General features: G+C 57.0%; 15 protein-coding genes. 2 read left to right on the top strand and 13 right to left on the bottom strand.

The genetic code is table 11. The features are described 5' to 3' along the window. Positions 1-47 precede the first annotated feature (47 nt). Together AC0L2M_RS30330 and AC0L2M_RS30325 are read right to left on the bottom strand one after the other, a co-directional pair. The gene (locus AC0L2M_RS30330; RefSeq protein WP_473536716.1) at positions 48-1,340 is read right to left on the bottom strand and encodes a type II toxin-antitoxin system HipA family toxin; all 1,293 of its coding nucleotides are present in this window, start codon (positions 1,338-1,340) and stop codon (positions 48-50) included. Next, positions 1,337-1,669 carry a helix-turn-helix domain-containing protein gene (locus tag AC0L2M_RS30325; RefSeq protein WP_065010596.1) on the bottom strand — a complete coding sequence of 111 codons (333 nt, stop codon included), beginning with the start codon at positions 1,667-1,669 and terminating at the stop codon, positions 1,337-1,339. The genes AC0L2M_RS30330 and AC0L2M_RS30325 overlap by 4 nt, the downstream gene beginning before the upstream one ends. 892 nt (positions 1,670-2,561) lie before the next feature. Between AC0L2M_RS30325 and AC0L2M_RS30320 the strand changes: the two genes are divergently transcribed. Further along, positions 2,562-3,716: a porin gene (locus AC0L2M_RS30320; RefSeq protein WP_473536714.1), complete on the top strand. Its 1,155-nt coding sequence runs from the start codon at positions 2,562-2,564 to the stop codon at positions 3,714-3,716. Between the two features lie 1,058 nt (positions 3,717-4,774). Then, entirely contained in the window at positions 4,775-7,294 is a 2,520-nt protein-coding gene (locus AC0L2M_RS30315; protein ID WP_473536713.1) for a two-component system VirA-like sensor kinase, read from the top strand. A 117-nt stretch (positions 7,295-7,411) separates the two neighbouring features. On the opposite strand, the gene virB11 is transcribed toward AC0L2M_RS30315, so the two are convergent. The 11 genes from virB11 to AC0L2M_RS30260 all read right to left on the bottom strand — a co-directional run bounded on the left by virB11 (position 7,412) and on the right by AC0L2M_RS30260 (position 16,847). After that, positions 7,412-8,452: a P-type DNA transfer ATPase VirB11 gene (virB11, locus tag AC0L2M_RS30310; protein ID WP_473536711.1), complete on the bottom strand. Its 1,041-nt coding sequence runs from the start codon at positions 8,450-8,452 to the stop codon at positions 7,412-7,414. After that, complete coding sequence (virB10, locus tag AC0L2M_RS30305) at positions 8,436-9,578, bottom strand: type IV secretion system protein VirB10 (protein WP_473536709.1); 1,143 nt, start codon at positions 9,576-9,578, stop codon at positions 8,436-8,438. Before virB10 ends, virB11 begins: the two co-directional genes overlap by 17 nt. Then, a complete protein-coding gene (locus AC0L2M_RS30300; RefSeq protein ID WP_065010590.1) occupies positions 9,575-10,456 on the bottom strand; it encodes a TrbG/VirB9 family P-type conjugative transfer protein in 882 nt (293 codons plus the stop codon). The genes virB10 and AC0L2M_RS30300 overlap by 4 nt, the downstream gene beginning before the upstream one ends. Further along, positions 10,453-11,166: a type IV secretion system protein VirB8 gene (locus AC0L2M_RS30295; protein ID WP_065010589.1), complete on the bottom strand. Its 714-nt coding sequence runs from the start codon at positions 11,164-11,166 to the stop codon at positions 10,453-10,455. The genes AC0L2M_RS30300 and AC0L2M_RS30295 overlap by 4 nt, the downstream gene beginning before the upstream one ends. Next, positions 11,163-11,321 (bottom strand): type IV secretion system lipoprotein VirB7, encoded by a 159-nt coding sequence (locus tag AC0L2M_RS30290; protein WP_082982598.1) that lies wholly within the window; start codon positions 11,319-11,321, stop codon positions 11,163-11,165. Before AC0L2M_RS30290 ends, AC0L2M_RS30295 begins: the two co-directional genes overlap by 4 nt. 25 nt (positions 11,322-11,346) lie before the next feature. Next, positions 11,347-12,234, bottom strand: coding sequence for a type IV secretion system protein (locus AC0L2M_RS30285; RefSeq protein WP_065010588.1), 888 nt, complete (start codon positions 12,232-12,234; stop codon positions 11,347-11,349). A 58-nt stretch (positions 12,235-12,292) separates the two neighbouring features. After that, on the bottom strand, positions 12,293-12,976 hold the full coding sequence (locus AC0L2M_RS30280) for a TrbJ/VirB5 family protein (protein ID WP_065010587.1): 684 nt from the start codon (positions 12,974-12,976) through the stop codon (positions 12,293-12,295). 13 nt (positions 12,977-12,989) lie between these two features. After that, the gene (gene virB4, locus AC0L2M_RS30275) at positions 12,990-15,359 is read right to left on the bottom strand and encodes a type IV secretion/conjugal transfer ATPase VirB4 (protein ID WP_473512899.1); all 2,370 of its coding nucleotides are present in this window, start codon (positions 15,357-15,359) and stop codon (positions 12,990-12,992) included. Continuing rightward, complete coding sequence (locus AC0L2M_RS30270) at positions 15,359-15,685, bottom strand: type IV secretion system protein VirB3 (RefSeq protein ID WP_065006389.1); 327 nt, start codon at positions 15,683-15,685, stop codon at positions 15,359-15,361. Before AC0L2M_RS30270 ends, virB4 begins: the two co-directional genes overlap by 1 nt. Continuing rightward, on the bottom strand, positions 15,685-15,990 hold the full coding sequence (virB2, locus tag AC0L2M_RS30265) for a pilin major subunit VirB2 (protein WP_404927828.1): 306 nt from the start codon (positions 15,988-15,990) through the stop codon (positions 15,685-15,687). Before virB2 ends, AC0L2M_RS30270 begins: the two co-directional genes overlap by 1 nt. A 74-nt stretch (positions 15,991-16,064) precedes the next feature. Beyond that, positions 16,065-16,847 (bottom strand): type IV secretion system lytic transglycosylase VirB1, encoded by a 783-nt coding sequence (locus tag AC0L2M_RS30260; RefSeq protein WP_065006391.1) that lies wholly within the window; start codon positions 16,845-16,847, stop codon positions 16,065-16,067. Positions 16,848-17,351: the final 504 nt, after the last annotated feature.

Genomic DNA, 17,351 nt, shown 5'->3' with positions numbered 1-17,351 from the left:
CCTTGACGCCCTTGCAGGACGCCATCTTAACCGCGAACGGCGAGCTTTCAGGGATCATTGCTGCGCCTTTGGGCGGCTTGCCGTTCCCGATGTTCGAACGCGTCGGTGAAGCTATCGAGTTCTTGGGGGGTCATCCCAAGCGCCCGCCCCTCCTCCCGCCATGACGCGACCGCCTTTTCGACTTCTGCGAGTATCGTCTTCGCTCGATCGCTCCTGATCCGGAAATAAGCGATTACCGACATCAGTGCGTCGACAGTCGCTTCGGGCCCAGTTTCTTCGGATATCCAGGTTTTCAGCTCTCGCACGCGCTCAGGGAACGGGTTGATGTCGAATGCAGGCGCCAGGCGCCATTGCCCGCGATGCACATGGAGAAAGCCGTGATTGTGGAGGTGGTCATCGACATTGGTGATAAGGATCGAGAACGCGATGCGCCGCCAAAGCTCTTCGATGTTGGCTGCTGGCTGGCTGCCGTGCTGACGAAGCACATCCACGAGTTCAGTATAGCTATGCTCGCCAACGTCCCCTGACTCTGCGCCGATCATCGTGGCGGCCGAGATATACATGAGTCGATTGCCGTTCGGAGTCCTATCGAAACGCCGTATGAGCGCGACAGGGGCGCCGTCGCTGTCGAGCAGACGTGTCTCAGCAGCATCCACGCCGGCTTTTCTGGCCAAATTCATAGCGAGCACTTCGCCTTTTGTGACAGATCGATCATCGGCAACGCTCGGAAACTTACCGATAGCGAGGCGTCCGTCATCGTCGACGACAGAGCATTTCGGACGAAGGCCCCCAAGAGACGTGCCACGTCCACGCAAATAGGCGAGATCCGTTGCCGTCTCGGTGTTCGTCTCGACGGCGTGCGTGGCTGCGAGGAGTTGACCGATTTCAATGAGCGGCGGCGTGGTGCGTCGACCCTCCTCGGTCGTTCTTTGGTAACGCCCTTCTTCGTCCTTCAACCGGAGCGCACCAATGCGGCTCATGTCGTCCACTGCCAAGAGGTAATCCATCGCGTTCAGAGGCCGCGTTTCGGCGACATTTCCCGCCCGGCGCACCTCTTGGCGACGCTTGGCGTGGTCGCGCTGGATGACACGCCGGGCCCATCCGTCCGGCTCCGTGTCGGCGATCGCGTTGTGGAACACGGATCCGTCGCCGGTCTTTCGATGGAATTGAGGGCCAGTAACGAGTGGCAGACCGGGTTCGATCGAGAAGCCTTCCGCTGCTCTCAGCCAACCTCCATCATATTCAAAGGCAGTGCTCTCGCGCGCACCCTGCTGATCATAGCGCAACGTACCCAGTGGCATCGCTTCTTCGCCAATGTGAACAGCAATAGAACGTCTCATATTGCACCCGGTGGCTTCCGCACCCTTACCCTCTTGGGCAAACGTTCGGCGTCGAGGAGCAGGCCTTGCTCATCGCGATGTGCGTCGATGATCTGCGCCAAAGCCTCATCAAAGCCCAAAACGAAAAAGGTCATGGCGTAGGCCCCCATAGCGACAGTCGGGTCTCCTTTTTCGATCTTCAGATAGGTGCTCTTTGCGACACCCAGTCGTTCCGCCATCATCATCACGGTCAGGCTGCGCTTCTTACGGGCGAGCGCAATGTCGGCGCCGAGCTTGCCAAGCGCCCTCTTGACTCTGGGAGGCAATGTATCTGTCACTGTTGAGCGCATGTTTGTCTCATACAAACGACCTTAACTCGTTCTAGGGTGCTTATATAAGACCTAAACCGTGATCTGTCGAGAGTTGGCCTGTTTGACCGATCGACAAGGCGGTGGCCCTGCAACCAACCACACTCTCGTGAGCATGCATCCATCCGATCCGCAATGGGCGCTAGGTGAGTCGCACGGGGGTGTGAACGATTGCGCCGCTGCAAAACGAAACGGGCCATCCTTGGCACGATCCAGATGTGTGCTGCAGCGGGGCTCCCGCCTGACGTACCGAGCGGCGCCGCCGCATGCTGTCTCGACCCGAGCTTCACAACAAACAGGTGCTGTCGGTATCGAACGAAAGTGTCACATATCGAACATACGAGCCTGTCCCAAAACGTCTGCTCGGTGCTCAGCCTGACCCCCAAAAAGCAAAAAGAAGGGAGCGCGACGAAGTTGCGCCGGCCAATTCAAGTGTCAGCGCGGAGCTACCTCTTCAGGATGGCACGTCGCTTGCTGCTCCGCATCGAACGCCGACGGCCAACCCACAAATAACGGAGATGAATATTGGTTCAGAAATGCTGAACCCCCGGTGTACTGAAAGAATTTGAGGAACGGTTGTGGGAAGCGCGGCAAGGCAATAGGCGATTTTGCCTTTCTTGGATCCGGACGGAGGTCGAATCTCACCTCGTTCGGGCAGTTGGTAGCCAACCACAGTTGTTTCTTCCATAAATCGAACTGCGATAAAGCACAGTACAAGTATCACTTGGCTTACTCACACCGGAACTCCTCTAGTCAACTTAGTATCGCGCATTCCTCAAAGAGGAGCGAGATGCACATGTTTTTGGTCCTGGGATAGGCCGCCGGTTCGCCCTTTGACGCGTCCGCCTTTTATTCTTTGAACTGGAGATTCAGAATGAACGTAAGCAGCCTTCTTCTCGGCTCAGTTGCGGCCCTGATCTCCGTTTCCGTCGCTCGCGCGACGGACGAAGTCTCCGCGCCGGCTCCGACCGAATACGTCAAGATCTGCGACGTCTACGGTTCGGGCTACTTCCATATCCCCGACACCGAGACCTGCGTGCGCATCGGCGGCTACATCCGTTACGACGTCGGCCTCAGCGATGTCCGATCGTATGACGGGATAAGAACCTCCGATGTGAGAACTGGCGAGGCTCAGGGCACCTGGCGAAACAACACGCGTTTCACGTTCAAAACTTGGACGCGCCAGGAGACCGAACTAGGCGCACTGAAGACCTATACTGAAACTCGCGTGAACTTCGGCAACCACAACGCTTATCCGGGTCCGGAAAGCCCTCACAACTATATCTTCAACAGCGGCGTCAAGTTGACTTCCGCCTGGATCCAGCTTGGTGGCCTCCGAGTTGGCAAGGACGATTCGGCCTTCGACACGTTTACAGGCTACGCCGGAAACGTGCTCAATAACGTACTCGTTCCGTACGGCGATTTCGATACCAACGTGGCTCAGTATTACTTCGATGCCGATAACGGCTTTTCGGCTCTGGTTTCACTTGAACAAGGGTCGGGTGTAGTCGGTACTATCGACAGCCATGTTCCGCACGTCGTCTTCGGCGTGAAACAGACGCAGGGCTGGGGCGCGATCACCGGCGTAATCGCTCGTGACAGCGACTACGAAGCTTTGGCCGGCAAGCTCCGAGTCGATGTCAATGTCACAGATGACCTGTCGCTATTCGGAATGTTCGGCTACGGCTCCATTGGCAATCTCAACGATGACCCAACCAACGCGGTCGCCGCTCACGGTCGCGGCATCTACAAAATTTGGAGCGGCAATTGGGCTTTCTGGGCGGGCGCCACTTACACGTTAAACGAGAAAACTTCGTTCAACCTTCAGGTCTCGGGTGATCAGCTCAGGGACTCAGGACTGGCTGCAAACGTCGCCTATATGGTCATTCCAGGTTTCACAGTCACAGCCGAAGTCGATTATGCCCATTACGCCAAGTTCGCTGCCGTCGACCGTTCCGGAATGAACCCGGCTCATGTCGGCAAAAGGAACAGCCTCGGCGGCGTGCTGCGATTCCAAAGCTCGTTCTAACGGAGCGAACCTGAATGTCGGAGGCCCGACTGGAGGCCTCGGTGTCTGGCTTTACGATGTTCAAGATGTGGTTCCGGACGATCATGCCCGGACATTGGTTGCCGGACTTCATAGCCTGATCAGCGAGGCTTCCATAGAGCGCTTAGCAATTCCACTGAATAACTCGTCCAGGACATGTCTCTCGGCCCCATCTGCATCCCTGTTGTGCTACCCTCATTGCGATGAGCGCTCGAGATCGAGAGCTTCGGAGGCACGGCAAGAACGGCTGAGAAATGCCTGGAAGCTTCGTCCAGGCATTCGTCAAGTTTCCTCAGTGGTTCAGAACGACCGTCATTGCAAAATCAGTTCGGTTCAGTAAGATTCTTGTTCTGTTTGGGTCATCTTGAAGGATTAGTGTCTGAGTCGCAGCGGACCGTCCAGAGGCGCGCAAGCCTTTGGTCCTGATCGAACGGAACGCGTGACAGCATAAGCTCGATCTTTAGTCCACGGTGGTGCTACGTTGCCTAGTTCTCCGGCGCGTGATTTGACGCCGAGATATGGCGGATCGAGCCGGCGTCCTCAGCAGCACCGCAAATTGTGCGTGATTGCATCCATGTCGTGGATGTTCTTTATCGAAGCAATCGATTTTTCTGGCTGTCCGATGATGAATATGAAGCGTCACTTGGCGTGGTGGGCGCCATCGGAGTAGTTGCATGGAATGTTTGTCCAGTGTGGCCCGGGTGCCGAGGCGATCTCCGGTGAGGTCGACCATGTGATCAGCAATCGAACGGCAATCGGCGGTCGTGGAGACAATGAGCACGGATTCAGCCAGATAGCTGGGACCATCTACCTGATTATAGCTGCTACAAACCGCATGTGGTCGGCGAGCACGGCTCAGCTGAGGCCCCTGCCGCCGTGAGGGGTCGAAGCACCGCCTGCGAGCTATATTCATCTGCTTCCAAGATCGTGAGGATGTGCTCCGCGTCGCGGAGGCTTTGGGAGCTCATCTCGTCCTGGAAGCGGACCAAGACCAAGTTTGGCAACGGTGTTAAACCGTCCTCATAAGGGGAGAGGTAGGCGTGGCTTTCCTGTTCCAGCAAAATCCGGCCGCATACCGAACCTATAAGGAGCTGGAATTCAGGTCGGACCTTCGCAAGGCGTGCACCACGGATCAAACGCCGTTTCCTTGGGGAACATGGCTCAGTTCCGACAAAGCAATTGTAATCGCCCTAGCTGCCTCGATTGCGCTCTTGGTCGGGACGCAGGGGCCCCAGATCAACGACGCGGTCCTAAGCCAGCTGCGAACGATTCAGATCAACGATGCATTGCTCCGGCGCGACGTCGCCCGCGCTCGGACCGATATGGCATTGGACTACCGTTCGGTTGCTTCTACCGGACAGGCATTGCAAAGGAATCGTGAATACTTGCAACGCCCTCTCGACGTTTCGCCCGATGAGAGCTCCGGGCAATCCAAATTGCTCGCGCAGCTCATAAACTCGATCGAAAACAAAGAGGCTGCCATCTCAGCCTTGATCAAGCAAAATCAGCTTATGCAAAGCTCTCTCGCAGATCTTGCTCGCTCGATTGGTCGCCTCGGGGGGGCACCCTTGGGCAGGGTTGAACTTTCGAAGCTGATCGTGTTTTCGGCTGAACCGGGGCTCACCCTCGCATCACAGATGGATCAGCCTCTCGACCGATTTGCTCCGAACCAGGCCCGAGCTGCCGCGGATGCTTTGGGTAATTTCCTGTCTTCTTTATGGAGGTTGGACGAAGCTGCCAATCAGATCGCATCCCTCGACACGTTCTCCATGGCAGCCGAACTGGAGCGAGAGCATCTGAAAGGCTACAGCTTGGCCAACGCGCAAGCGCAGCGTACGCGACTTTTCTTTGGCTTGGTGTCCATATGCCTTTGCTTGCTTGCGATCATTCGGTCCTCCAGGCAGCATCTGCGGACGAACCGGTTGAAAAGGCGGTTGGAGCTTGAAGAGGCGTTGAATGAGATCGAAGCTCGCTTCAACGATAGTAAAGCAAAGAACGCCTCGGCGCGCTTTTCCGCCGAAGCAGCGCTTAGACTCGTTCAACGCGTTTTCGATGCGGATCAATGCGCGCTTGCTCTGGTGGATCCGAGTCTCAGCAGGCATACCGAGTGCTTTATGGCCAACACGTGCATACCCGTCTGGAACGTCGCGCATATTGATCAAGTCGTTTCACTTGTCCGCCCCGGACGGCCAGTGTTTCGCGTCATTCCGGCGGCGGAAATGGTTCGGACCGCCATAGGCACTTCCGGTGTGTGTCAAATTGTTGGATGCCGGGCCTCCGATCAGCAGGCTGTGGTTTGCATCCTTGTTTTTGAAGGAGATCGCTCACTCCCCTCAGCAGACGACCTCCGGGTTCTTGCCAGTGCTATTGTGCGTTTAAGCAACCATCTTGAAATGCAACGTGTAAATGCGGAATGCGACCTTCTGGTGAGTCGATGGGAGCATGTGGAAAGGCTGAGGACTGTCGGCACAATCGCAAGCGGCGCCACACACGAATTCAACAATATTTTAGGAGCAATAATTGGATACTCAGAGATTGCCCAAAGTCTTGTGCGTCGTCCCTCAAGACTTCGTAACCACATCGATCAAATCATCTTAGCTGGACACCGAGCCAAGCTGATCGTTGACCAGATTTTGTCACTCAGCCGAAACCGACAGCGCGTGGCAGTGCCTTTCAATGTCTCTGAAATTCTTATGGATCTTGCGCCATTGCTGCGGGTCACAGTTCGTGCCGATGTTCAGTTGAACTTCAAGATCAACGAGTGGCAAACGGTGGTCGAGGGCAGCCCAACCGAGATACAGCAGATTCTCATGAACCTGTGCAAGAACGCGTCGGAGGCTGTCTTGAACGAGGGCCGTGTCGAGGTTAGCGTTTCTCGCGCCCAGGTGTGCCAAACCAAGCCGCTGGCTCAGGGAACCTTGAGACCTGGAGATTACGTTCTCATCTCCATCAGCGACAATGGCCCAGGAATCGCAAGTTCGATACTTCCGCATGTCTTTGAGCCCTTTTTTACCACGCGCTCTTGCGTCGGCGGGACCGGGCTGGGTCTTGCCGCGGTTGACAGGCACGTGAGCGCGCTCGCAGGATGCCTTGACGTCACCTCGGCTGTTGGCCGAGGTACGCGCTTTGATATTTACTTACCGGCCTCCGAGGAGGAGCCAGTCAGCGCTGACATCGCTTTCGGTCCCTACGAGGGATCACTCGGCAACGGAGAAATCATTGCAGTCGTGGAGCCCGATCCAGCAGAGTTGGAGATCTACAAGGACAAGGTCGCCGCGCTGGGTTATAAGCCGGTCGGCTTCGCGACCTTCGAAAGTCTTTGCGGCTGGATCGAGAGCGGGAAAGCAGCTGACCTGCTAATCTTGGGTAAAATGCCTTTCCTCGAGCGAGGACAGGCCGAATCCGTATGCCCCACCCTCATGACGGTGCCTGTCATAGTCGTCGGTGAAATCGACCCCATGCCGGTCACATCTGATAATCAGGCCTTCGTCCTTTGGCTAGCGAAGCCGGTCTCGTCCAGGACAATGGAGCATGCAATTCGTACAATGATCATGGCATGATGCCGCCGGCTCGCTCGGGCCTCAAGCAATCCGGGAAGGCCTCTCAAAAGACATCGAAGCAGAATAAAATGACGCGTCACATCACCGACTTATCGATCCCGAGACGTTGTTTCAACCTTAGTGCTTGTTGAGAAGGTCGGCTACTGTCTCTCCCCGTCGCCGGGCATCAGCGGCGAGCCATACTTCTCCCACCTCATACACTTCGCCTTGGGTACTGAACGGGACAATGACGTCAACGGCAGCCGACAGCATGTCAAGAAGCGTGCGGTCTTCCACAGCGGCTCCTTGCGCGCTGCTCTTGACGAGTGAAAAGAGCTTCTTGAAGCCTTGGACCGGATCAGCCCCGTGGATGGTTGATATTGATCCCGCATGGCCGGAGACGACTTCGCTAAGGTAAGCCCAAGCAGCATCATCGCGCATCTCGCCGAGCAATATTCGATCAGGGCGCATGCGCAAGCTGGCCTGCAACAGTTGCTCGGCTGTCACCGCACCTAAGCCTGATCGGTCCTTCGGATAGAGTAACCGGACATGATTCTCGTGCGGGATTGCAAGCTCGAGCGTGTCCTCGATACTGATCAACCTCTCTTGGGGGGGTATAGCATCGATCAAAGTCTTGCTCATTGTCGTTTTGCCGCTTCCAGTAGGTCCGCAAAGCAGCATCGTGAGCCGCCCGCAGACGCAGGCCCGCAAAAATTGCTCCAAGTCACCATGGTCGTAGTGCTGAAGAATCGTTTCGTCCTGCCGCTCCTGGCGCTCTTTTCGTGACCGCCATTGATTCCAACGCGAGTGTTCGTAGCGAGAAGAAACTTCCTTGAGTTCAGTCACACGACTTGAGGGACGCCGTATCGTCAGGCTTATTGTTCCTGAGGGAACGGCGGGCGGCAAACAGATCTGCAACCGCTCTCCGTTCGGCAGCTCAGTCGCACAGAGGGGGCTTTGCGGTCCGACATCTTGCTTGCGCAGCGCTCCAGCGAGGATCGCGATGTCCTCCAGATCGTCATAAGACAGCGGCAGCGGATGTTTCGTGAAAACGCCGGCCTGTCGGACAAAGGCTTCCCCAGGCCGGTTGATAGCGACCTCTTCGGTCCTTGGCTCCTCAAGCCATTTCAGAACGGGCTCGAGAAGCAAACGCAATTGAGGATCAGCCTCCGATTGCATTGTTGTCTCTCCGGCGTTTGCGATATTGGGGGGCTGGCGCCACGGCAGTCGCTCTAAGATCGTATACATCTGAGAAATCGAGGTCCCGAGCCACAAAGATGGATACGGCATCTCCCTGGTTTTTCTTCAGGGTTGGCGGAACGTTGATCGTCGCTCTCAGTGTCGTCTCGACGGCTTGTCCACCATTGCTCTGGAAGCTGTTGATGCCGCTTCCTCCGCCAGAGCTGGCCGCGTATTGACCGGCCGCCTGAAACGCGCCTTGGATGACGCTCATGAGCATCGCTCCGCCAAAGCGTTGCCAGAAGTGATTGTCCACCGTGCCAGGCATTCCGGAGCGGCCGAGCTCGTCAGCGCCCGGCGATGCTATCGAAACGAGGGCATGGTCAGGTGTTTCGATGCGCGTCCACAGCACGAAGACACGCGCATCCCCCTGCTGGAGACCGCGCTGGATCTCGCCAATCACGGTCGTCCCGCGATCCAAGAGCACGACATTGTTGGTGGCGCCGCGGACGTCTTTTGGTAAGACGCACTTCACATAGCCGGGTAAATTTGTGTCGACTGCCGTTTGCAAAATGCAGGGAATGATCGTTCCTTGAGTAATCACGAGATCAGGGTGCGGCATAAGTGTGGCCCGGCTCGGCTCCTGTATATCTGGCTTCAATCGGCCTGACAGATCGCCACCGTTTGAAATCTCATCCGCGGTCGCGGGAGTATCCTTATGGTTGTCTTCGCTCCGCTGACCGTCATTGGGCATTTGACTGCTGCTACTGTAGGCGAAAATTGGCGTTTCCTCGGGCGGCGGATCAGCTGGCGCCGGTGGGGGCGGCGTGGATGGCGCAGCATCTGCCGCCTGGGCCGCCTGTGCGGGTGCTGGAGGTTCGGGAGCAATCTCAATTGGCACAGGGCGGAATGGCTCGGCGTTGGCGACAATTGGCGGTTTTGGCTGAGACGGATCGTCTTGTGTGCCGGGACGACCTCCGAGCCAGATGAGCGATAGAGATGAGACGAGAACAAGAGCAGCGACGGCCAACTTCTGCAATCCCGAAACATGCCGGCGGGCCGGCTCCGAGACCATCGATCCGGATGCATGGACATCATGTCCCGACTGTGGGCCGGTTTCATTCATCGGCCCGAGCCTTTCAAAACGCGCCACACGTCGGGTGTCACTGTACCGGTCACTGGCGCTCGTCCCACAGGATCATAAGCCCTGTTGAAAATGGACAAGACCGTATTGCCATCTCTCAGACGCCATTCCCGGGCGACTGCGGATACTTCAACATAGTCCCCTTTGACCGTGTAATTGGCAGCGGCTTCTTTGCCGTCGGGATTGATAACGTAGAGGGAGGGTATGCGGGAATTGCTTGCGAAGCCAAATACGGTCGTAAAGCCGTTATCGAAAACTTCCAGCGGCGCCAGCGATCGATCGCCCTTTGCGACGTAGTGGAAATTGCTTTCGTCCGGACTGGCAGTTGCGGCGGGCCGATTCAACAGATCCTGAACTCTCTCGTCTTGCAGCACTTTCGCCCGGGCCTGACCAAGAATCGAGCGCCTTTCTGCTTCCTTTCTCTGAGCAGCAGCCTCATCAGCAGGATAGGTGAACTGCACACTGTAATATAGGTCAGGTTGCTGCTCATCGAGTTTTGGCATCGCTTTCGTTGAAATACTGAAGACGTATCTCCGTGTACCGGACTCACTCTCGGCCAGCACGATGACCGGCTGCGGCGGGAGCATCCGGCTAGCCTTAAAAAAGAGATAGTTGGCGCGCGGGAGCGCAGCCAGGTCTTTGCTGTTGGAAACGGCCACGGCTGCGACGGTCTCGTTGGCCGCGAATGTGACAACCAGCGTTGCCCCCACTGCGGTCGATAGGCGCACCACTTCGTCGGGACGGTAAGCCAGGTAGCGCATTCGCGCATCATGCTTGCCGGCAAGTGGCGTGTCTTCCGCGCACGCTTCCATGGTTAGGAAAAGTGAACAGGCCAGCGCGAGAAATGCTCTTTTTGTCATGGCTGCGCATAGCCCAGGTTCGATACGCTATCTTCCGAGGCTTGATAGGACGTGACGAGTAGACCTCCCGGATTGGTGAGTCTCGATTGGCCAGGCAGACCCGTCAAGCGCTCGTAGCGGATGGTAGCTGTCCAGGTGGTCACTATCGGCATCTGCCCATCGACAACAAGCGTACGCTTGTATCGGATCTGTTGAACGTCCGGACTGATGTCGTTTGAGGAAATATGCCCGACCTCGAGCTTGCCGCGCTTGCCGACCGTGACTTGCGGCGAGGTGGGATTCGGATAGTTGAAGAAATCTTGATATTGCTGTTGCACAGCCGGTGCGCTGAAACTGGACACGAGGTCATAGGCATATTGGGCTGTATCTGCTGTGTAGCCCTCGCGCAGGCGTACATATTCCCACAGCGAAGCATTTATGACGGCTCGATCTTGGGTTGCCGGCAGTCGAGAGATTGACACTTCGCTGTCAACGGTCCCATCCGGCCGTACCCAGAGGAACACAGGTACGAGCTTGGCCAACGGGACCATGGCAGCGATGGTAAATGCCTGGGCAACATTTCCTAGGACCGCCGCTGCGGCAAAGGCTATCAGGGCCTTTGACAGGCGCCGCGCAGACTTCGCTCGTGAAGTTTGAAACGCTTCCACCTTCTTGTAGTGGGCGGCTAGCGTTTCTCTCTCCACCAGAAGGGCATGTTCAGGAAATTTCACTTGGGCTCTTCCGCACATTCGACCTGAAGATCCTCAGGGGTGGTTTCCCATTGTCCCACGTTCAGTTGGAATGGCGCACCCGTGCAGGTCGCAAGCCGATCGGTTGTCTTGCAGGCCGCCAAAGCGAGGATTGACAAAAGTAGATAAAGTTTCATTTTTGGCACCGCGCTTGTCGATTGGTTAACCACCCGCCGTTTTGGCAAAGTGGCGATTGAGGTTGTTAAGAGGTTGGTTCGCACCTGCCCAAGAGCCGCCGGCGATGCTGCTGGCGATCGTCGGAAGCGCGACGATCAGAGCGTCACCAGCCAGGAAAAGCATGTCGAGCTCGTAAAGCCCGATGATCTTGGCTGCTGTCGTGCCCGAGAATTTGATCACCCCCAGCATGAATACCAGCGAGGCTGCTTCGGCAGCGATAACTATCGTTGCAACGATATTGAGGAGGAGAAGCAGCAGCCCGTACGAGAGCAGTTGGCCGATCCATCTGGTGGCTATGTCTCGAGTGTGATCAAAAAGGTAGCCTACAAGGACCAGGGGGCCGATCGCCAAGAGCACCTTCGTCAGGATTCCAACGGCATCGTAGATCTCGAACGCTGTCCACAGCGCGCCGTAGAAAATCCATTGCGCTCCCTGGAAAGCAAGTATGTCCTGGCCGTTCATAGGCCCAATTTCGGAAGCAATCACCTGAAAGACATACTGACTTGAAGCAAACATGAAGTCGAGCTTCTGGGGGATCGCCATGAAGGGCAAGTCGCTGCCACTGATGTGGTGAGCCAACCTCGGGATCGTGTCGTCGAAGACCGCTTCAATGTACTGCTGGTAGTTGGCCTGCCCTAAGATAAGAGCAACGACAATCGATACCATGATTACGCGCGAGATACCCCCGCGCGCATCGACTTGACCACGCATGACCAGACAGCCTTGGATTATTATCCAAAGCGTGACACACGCAACCAGAGGCGCACTGACCGCCTCTTGGATCTTTTCAAGCACTTCGTGCAGCCCTAACGTAAAGGCCTCATGAAAGATCGTGTGTATAGCCGTGAATGGCGCGGGAATTTTGAAATTCATGGCGTGAGCCTGATTTGTCCCTGATCAGCGCAGCTGAGCCGAATGAACTCTGCGTGGTTTACGGGAGGATGCTAAACATCTTGGCGGTGTCCTGGCGTTCGCGACGCTGCGTGGCGGCCTCCTCCGCGGCGTGAAGGCTGCCTTGTGCAGTGGCCATCGTCAGCAGACTCGTGGCCTGGGCATTTTGGATAATCGCATCATGAATCTGCTTGAGGACCAGACCGTTGGTCACGGTGGCCTGCACAATATTTCTCGAGCTGGAAAGCTGACCAAGCGTGTTGTCGTTAGCCTTAAGGCGCTTGTCCATTACGCCCAGAGTGTCGGCTGCAAGAGCTGCGGCATTGGCGGCACCAGCGATTTGCCCCTCTAACAGTTTCGCTTCTGCATCGGTGCCGGTGACTCTCCGAGTTGGGTCCTGCGCAATGTTACGCGCCATGGTCGAAACTGGCGCCCGAGCATCAAACATCTGCCCCTCCAGCGTATTGCTCGACGGGTAGTGATTTCCTTGGTTCAGTGTGCCCAGCAGTCCCGTGACACCGAATGACGACTTTAGCATATCCACCATTTCGATCGTGGTAGCGAGCGTCGTGATTGACCTCTCAAGGATCGCCGCATTGGAAATCGCTGTTAAGGTCACTTGTGTTTCTGTTACCGGGTCGCTGACGACAAATTGCGACCGGGCCTGTGTGCTAAGCAGAAAGGAAGCAGCAAGCGTTGTTGCTGCAAGCTTGGCAAATCTCATGAATATTCCTCCGTCAGTCTTGAATTTCGTGGTAACGAGCCATGAACTTGTCGAGCCACCCACTTGGGGCATCTCCGTACTGGTCACGAAGCTGGTCGGCAAAGCGCACGGTGTTGGCCCGCCCCGAGAGTACGGCTACATATTCGCGCATCTGCCCAAGATCGAATTCGCAAACAACACTCCCGCTGTCGCGCTTGAGCAAAAACTTGCGGCTGCCAATTGCCATTCCGTGGCGGATTGCCTCGAACTCCTGCGTAGTGCACTTCAAGCCATCGACATACGCCGCTCGGTCCGCCGTCGGTGATGGGTAGAAAATCTTCGTCATGCATTGTGCAACGAGACTAGCTCCGAGGGGCGATTCAAGCACGTGTTCAGGCTGCTGCGTTGCGAGTATCAACATCCCGTTGTTTTTGCGGACGGTGAGCAAGAACTTGTCGATAACAGCCGAGAACTGGGGGTTGAGCAGATAGAAACGAAATTCGTCGCAGCTCATGACAAACCGACGGCCATCGACAACAGCGCCCACGCGATGCAGAAGATATGCGGCGGCCGGCGCACAGACCTCCTCAAATTCCAGGAGCTGCGTCATGTCGAAGCCTGTAATGGAGGCATCCAGCCTTACTTCGTCCACATCGCCGTCAAACGCCCATCCAAGCGCATTCCCTCTACACCACCGCTGCAGCCGTGCTCCTGCGCCCTCGGAGGGGCTGTGCAGCAGAAATTCGCGTAGGCCCGCAAGTGAGCGCATGACGGGGTCGAACGAAAGTTGACGAACAATGCCACGTTCCAATCGACGGCTTTCCTCCGGCGAGATCGGACCACGGCCGTCACTCTCGATCAGGGCCATCAACCATTCGCGCAGAAAATCCAACGAGGCGGAGGTGTTGTCCAGTCCACGCAGGGGGGCCAAGCCGCTCGGAGTGCCTCTGCGCAACGCCAGATATGTCCCTCCCGTGGCTCGAACCAGCAGTTCACCACCCCGGTCCTTATCGAAAAATACGATGGCACCATCGCGATCGACCACGCTTTGCTCAAGCATCGCGAGGATAAACGTCATCAGCGTCGTCTTGCCTTTGCCGACGGGTCCGAATATCGCCGTCATGCCGACGTCATTCTCATGGGGGATGTAGTCGAATGAAGTTCCACCGTTCGTGCGAAAGCGCGCAACCGCTTTGCCCCAGTGGCCGGAAGTGGAACCGCTTGGGAAGTTTTCAAATGACACAAGCCCGGCAAAATTGTGCGAGGTGATCGCCCCGGGGCGTGTGCGCCACCTGTTGTTGCCCGGAAGTTGGGACCAGTATGCGGCCTCCATGCCGATACCCTCCTGGACGATAACGGCGCCCGCATCGGCCAGCCTTGCGCGCGCATTGGCTGCGCGATCTGCAAGGCTGTTGAGGCTCTCGGCATGGACGCACAGGCTCAGATGATGCGAACCCATGACGAACTCGTTGCTTGCCAGTGCGTCCTCTGCCTCGGCAAGTTCATTGATCTGGGTGAGAGCCTTGTCGCCGGCGCTCGTCATCTGGCTGGACTTAAGGCTAAGCTTCGCATGAGCTTGTGGCCGTGTGAGGAAGGAAAAGCTCTGGCTGAGCACAAGCGGGAAGTTGGCCGACAGCAAGGGATTTAGCATGCCTGGCCGCGTCGTCGCCGGATATTCACGGAATGAAAACAATGATCCCACGGAGCTATCCCCAGGTCTTCGAATCTCAAGCGCCCGCTTCCCGCAGATGACCTGGTCAGTGTAGATCGAGGCGCCGAGTGAGCCGGTAACCATCGGAACCGGAAGAAACCGGCACGTCATTATCAGCCGAAGCGCCTCACCGATTTCGGTGAAGAGCACGTTGCCTTTCTCACGAATACCCAACCGGCGCAGACCGTAACCGCCCAGTGAGCCAGCAATGATCTGCCAGAGGTCTTCCAGGCTTCGAATTTGGGCGGCTAGATCATTGTCATTCCGGCTGGGGGACTTGAAAAGCCGCAAGCCGATCTTGCCGATTGCGCTGCGGGGGAACACGACGACAGTGAGGAAGTGATCGTTGCGAAAGAGCTTTCCCGACAGCACACGGCGCTCGTAGGCCTCGCTCAGACTGCCGGCGAATGCACTTTGAAACTGGCGCGGCGCTGGCGCCGGCACATCATTGTGTCGCACAAGGTGAGCGTATATCGAGACATTGTCATCTGCGATGTTGCGCAAGAGAGTGTTGAACGCGCGGCAGCGCGAGTTGCGCATCTCAGCGTCTTCCAAATCAAACGGCAGCCCGTTCACATGTGCCATGGCCATGATCGATCCGTCTTCCAAAAGGACAACCTGATCGCTTAGATGACCGACATACGGAAGGTAGATCTCGCCAGATCTCTCGGTCCGGCCACTGGCGCCAAACATTACACCATTCCTCTTCCGCGTTTCGGCACTCTGATCGGATTGGCGCTGACGCTCGCGCCGCCCCAGACCGGCCCGTCCACGCTTCTGCCGGCCGTTTGCAAATAGAGGAACGCGACGCTTGCGGCGTTATAGTCACGCTCAACAATCAGCCGTGCTCCGAACCAGAGTGGCACGAGCACGACTTCATAAAGCGGGTTCTTAAGGATAATGATGATGAGCCCCGCCAGCATCATGAGCGCTCCGGCCAGTGTCAGCGGCACCCCCAGAAACAGTGCGGGGCGTGTCGCCGCCACATAGAGGGTGCTCACTTCCAACCGGTCGCTCATCAGCCACCGCCTATGAGCGCCTTGCCCAGGAAGCTGGCGCCAAACATGATGACAATTCCTCCAACAACACCCGCAACCAGGCCAAGTGAAGCACGACCGAACATCCAGGAGATGCCGATGGCCACGAGTCCGAGCACGGCCAGTGATTGTCCGAAGGGACCAAGTATGAAGGCGCAGATATTCTGGACCATCTTGGCAGGATCCGTCCCTCCGGTCACCTGGGCCGCGGCCGGCCCGCTGGAGAAGACCGTCCACGCGACGCCCGCAGCAGCGGCCGGTACATATTCAGCCGCCATGCGCAGCATGGAAAAAGGCGAAGGAACACGCGTTTTAAGTGCACGAAGTATTTTGAGTGGCTTCATCATTGTATCTCCATGTTTCAATCGAATACGAGTTTGTTCGGGTTCGAGGGTTCCCGCTCGTCCGCAGCCTGGCTGCCTGTCGGACCGGAGGGATCGGCCCCGGAGCGGTTTCGCTGATAGGAGCCCCAAACGTCCCACGAATCTTGTGCGGGCTGCTTTTCATTAGTCTGTTGGCTCTGTTCGAGCAGAGGGGGCACGGTTTTCGGACCGGCTGCCTCAAGGCCTGGCACATCTTGAGCGGTCGGCTCCAGCGTTCGCTCAAGGAGACTTGACATGTCCTTTGCGGCCGACTCGACCTTGCGTACATAACCGTTGGTGAAGCCACGCGTGACGTCGCCCGTGTTATAGGCCGAGATGGCACGGCGAAGCGCCAGTTGCTGTGCCACAGCAGTCGTGCCGCCGGCATACCGGCTTTCAAGTAAGTGGGCGGCAGCCGAAAGCGAGGCGCAGGGCTCGAAAGCTTTTTCCGGCGTGAGATTGAGCATGGGAAAGTTGTTGCTGTTTATCTGCATCAATCCAACATCGACAGAATGTTGTGCTTCGAGGCGGTGCTTGATGCCCCGCGTGGCTTCCAGGTGATCTATCCAGCGAAGCTGCTCACCTGTGGTGTTGTCATGAGCCACCAGCGTTTCAAAGCCACTTTCAATCTTGGCAATCGCGGCGAGGGTGGACGGCGCAACCCATGGAGCGCATTTGCGCGACAGGCTGTGGAACTCACGGGGAGAAAGTGGCGCGGGCTCGGCTGGGAGTGACATGGATGTCAACAGGACGATGGCCAGGGGCCAAGCTGCAATAAACATTCCCTATTACCTACCTTTCCAAGCCGCCGCACGAGTTCTGCCCCTGTCCGGCACGCGCTTATCGGGGAGGTTTGTTACTCTGTGATGTTCAATTTCAGCTTTTCGGTTTCAACTGAAGCAAAGACCGTGTTGGTGTCAGCGTGGGTGGAGCAGCTTGCGCATGCGTGGGGTGGCGCCGGCCCGATCAGCCAGCGACATCTGGAGCATCTTGGTACGATGACTCCTGTGCGGGATTGCTCGTCCCGGCCGTCCGTTGCTCCTGGACCGTGGCCCGCGACTTCGGCGTCATGGATGGTGATGGGACCTTTTGTCAGCGCTAAGCCAAGGACAAAATGGGAAGCTTGGCGGGTTTGTTCAGGCTCGGGATCACCGTGGGGAATCGACGAAGGCGCTAAAGCAGCCCAACTTTGCCGATATGCTGCCGGTGCTTTAAGAGACAGCCATGCGCGGCCCTGCACACTCAGATCATTGTTTGAGACCGCGAGCTCGTCCGCGAAGCTGGCT

Source organism: Mesorhizobium sp. WSM4806 (assembly GCF_055811635.1).
Note: the sequence above shows the minus strand (reverse complement) of the source record. Positions and strands in the feature narration are given on the sequence as shown.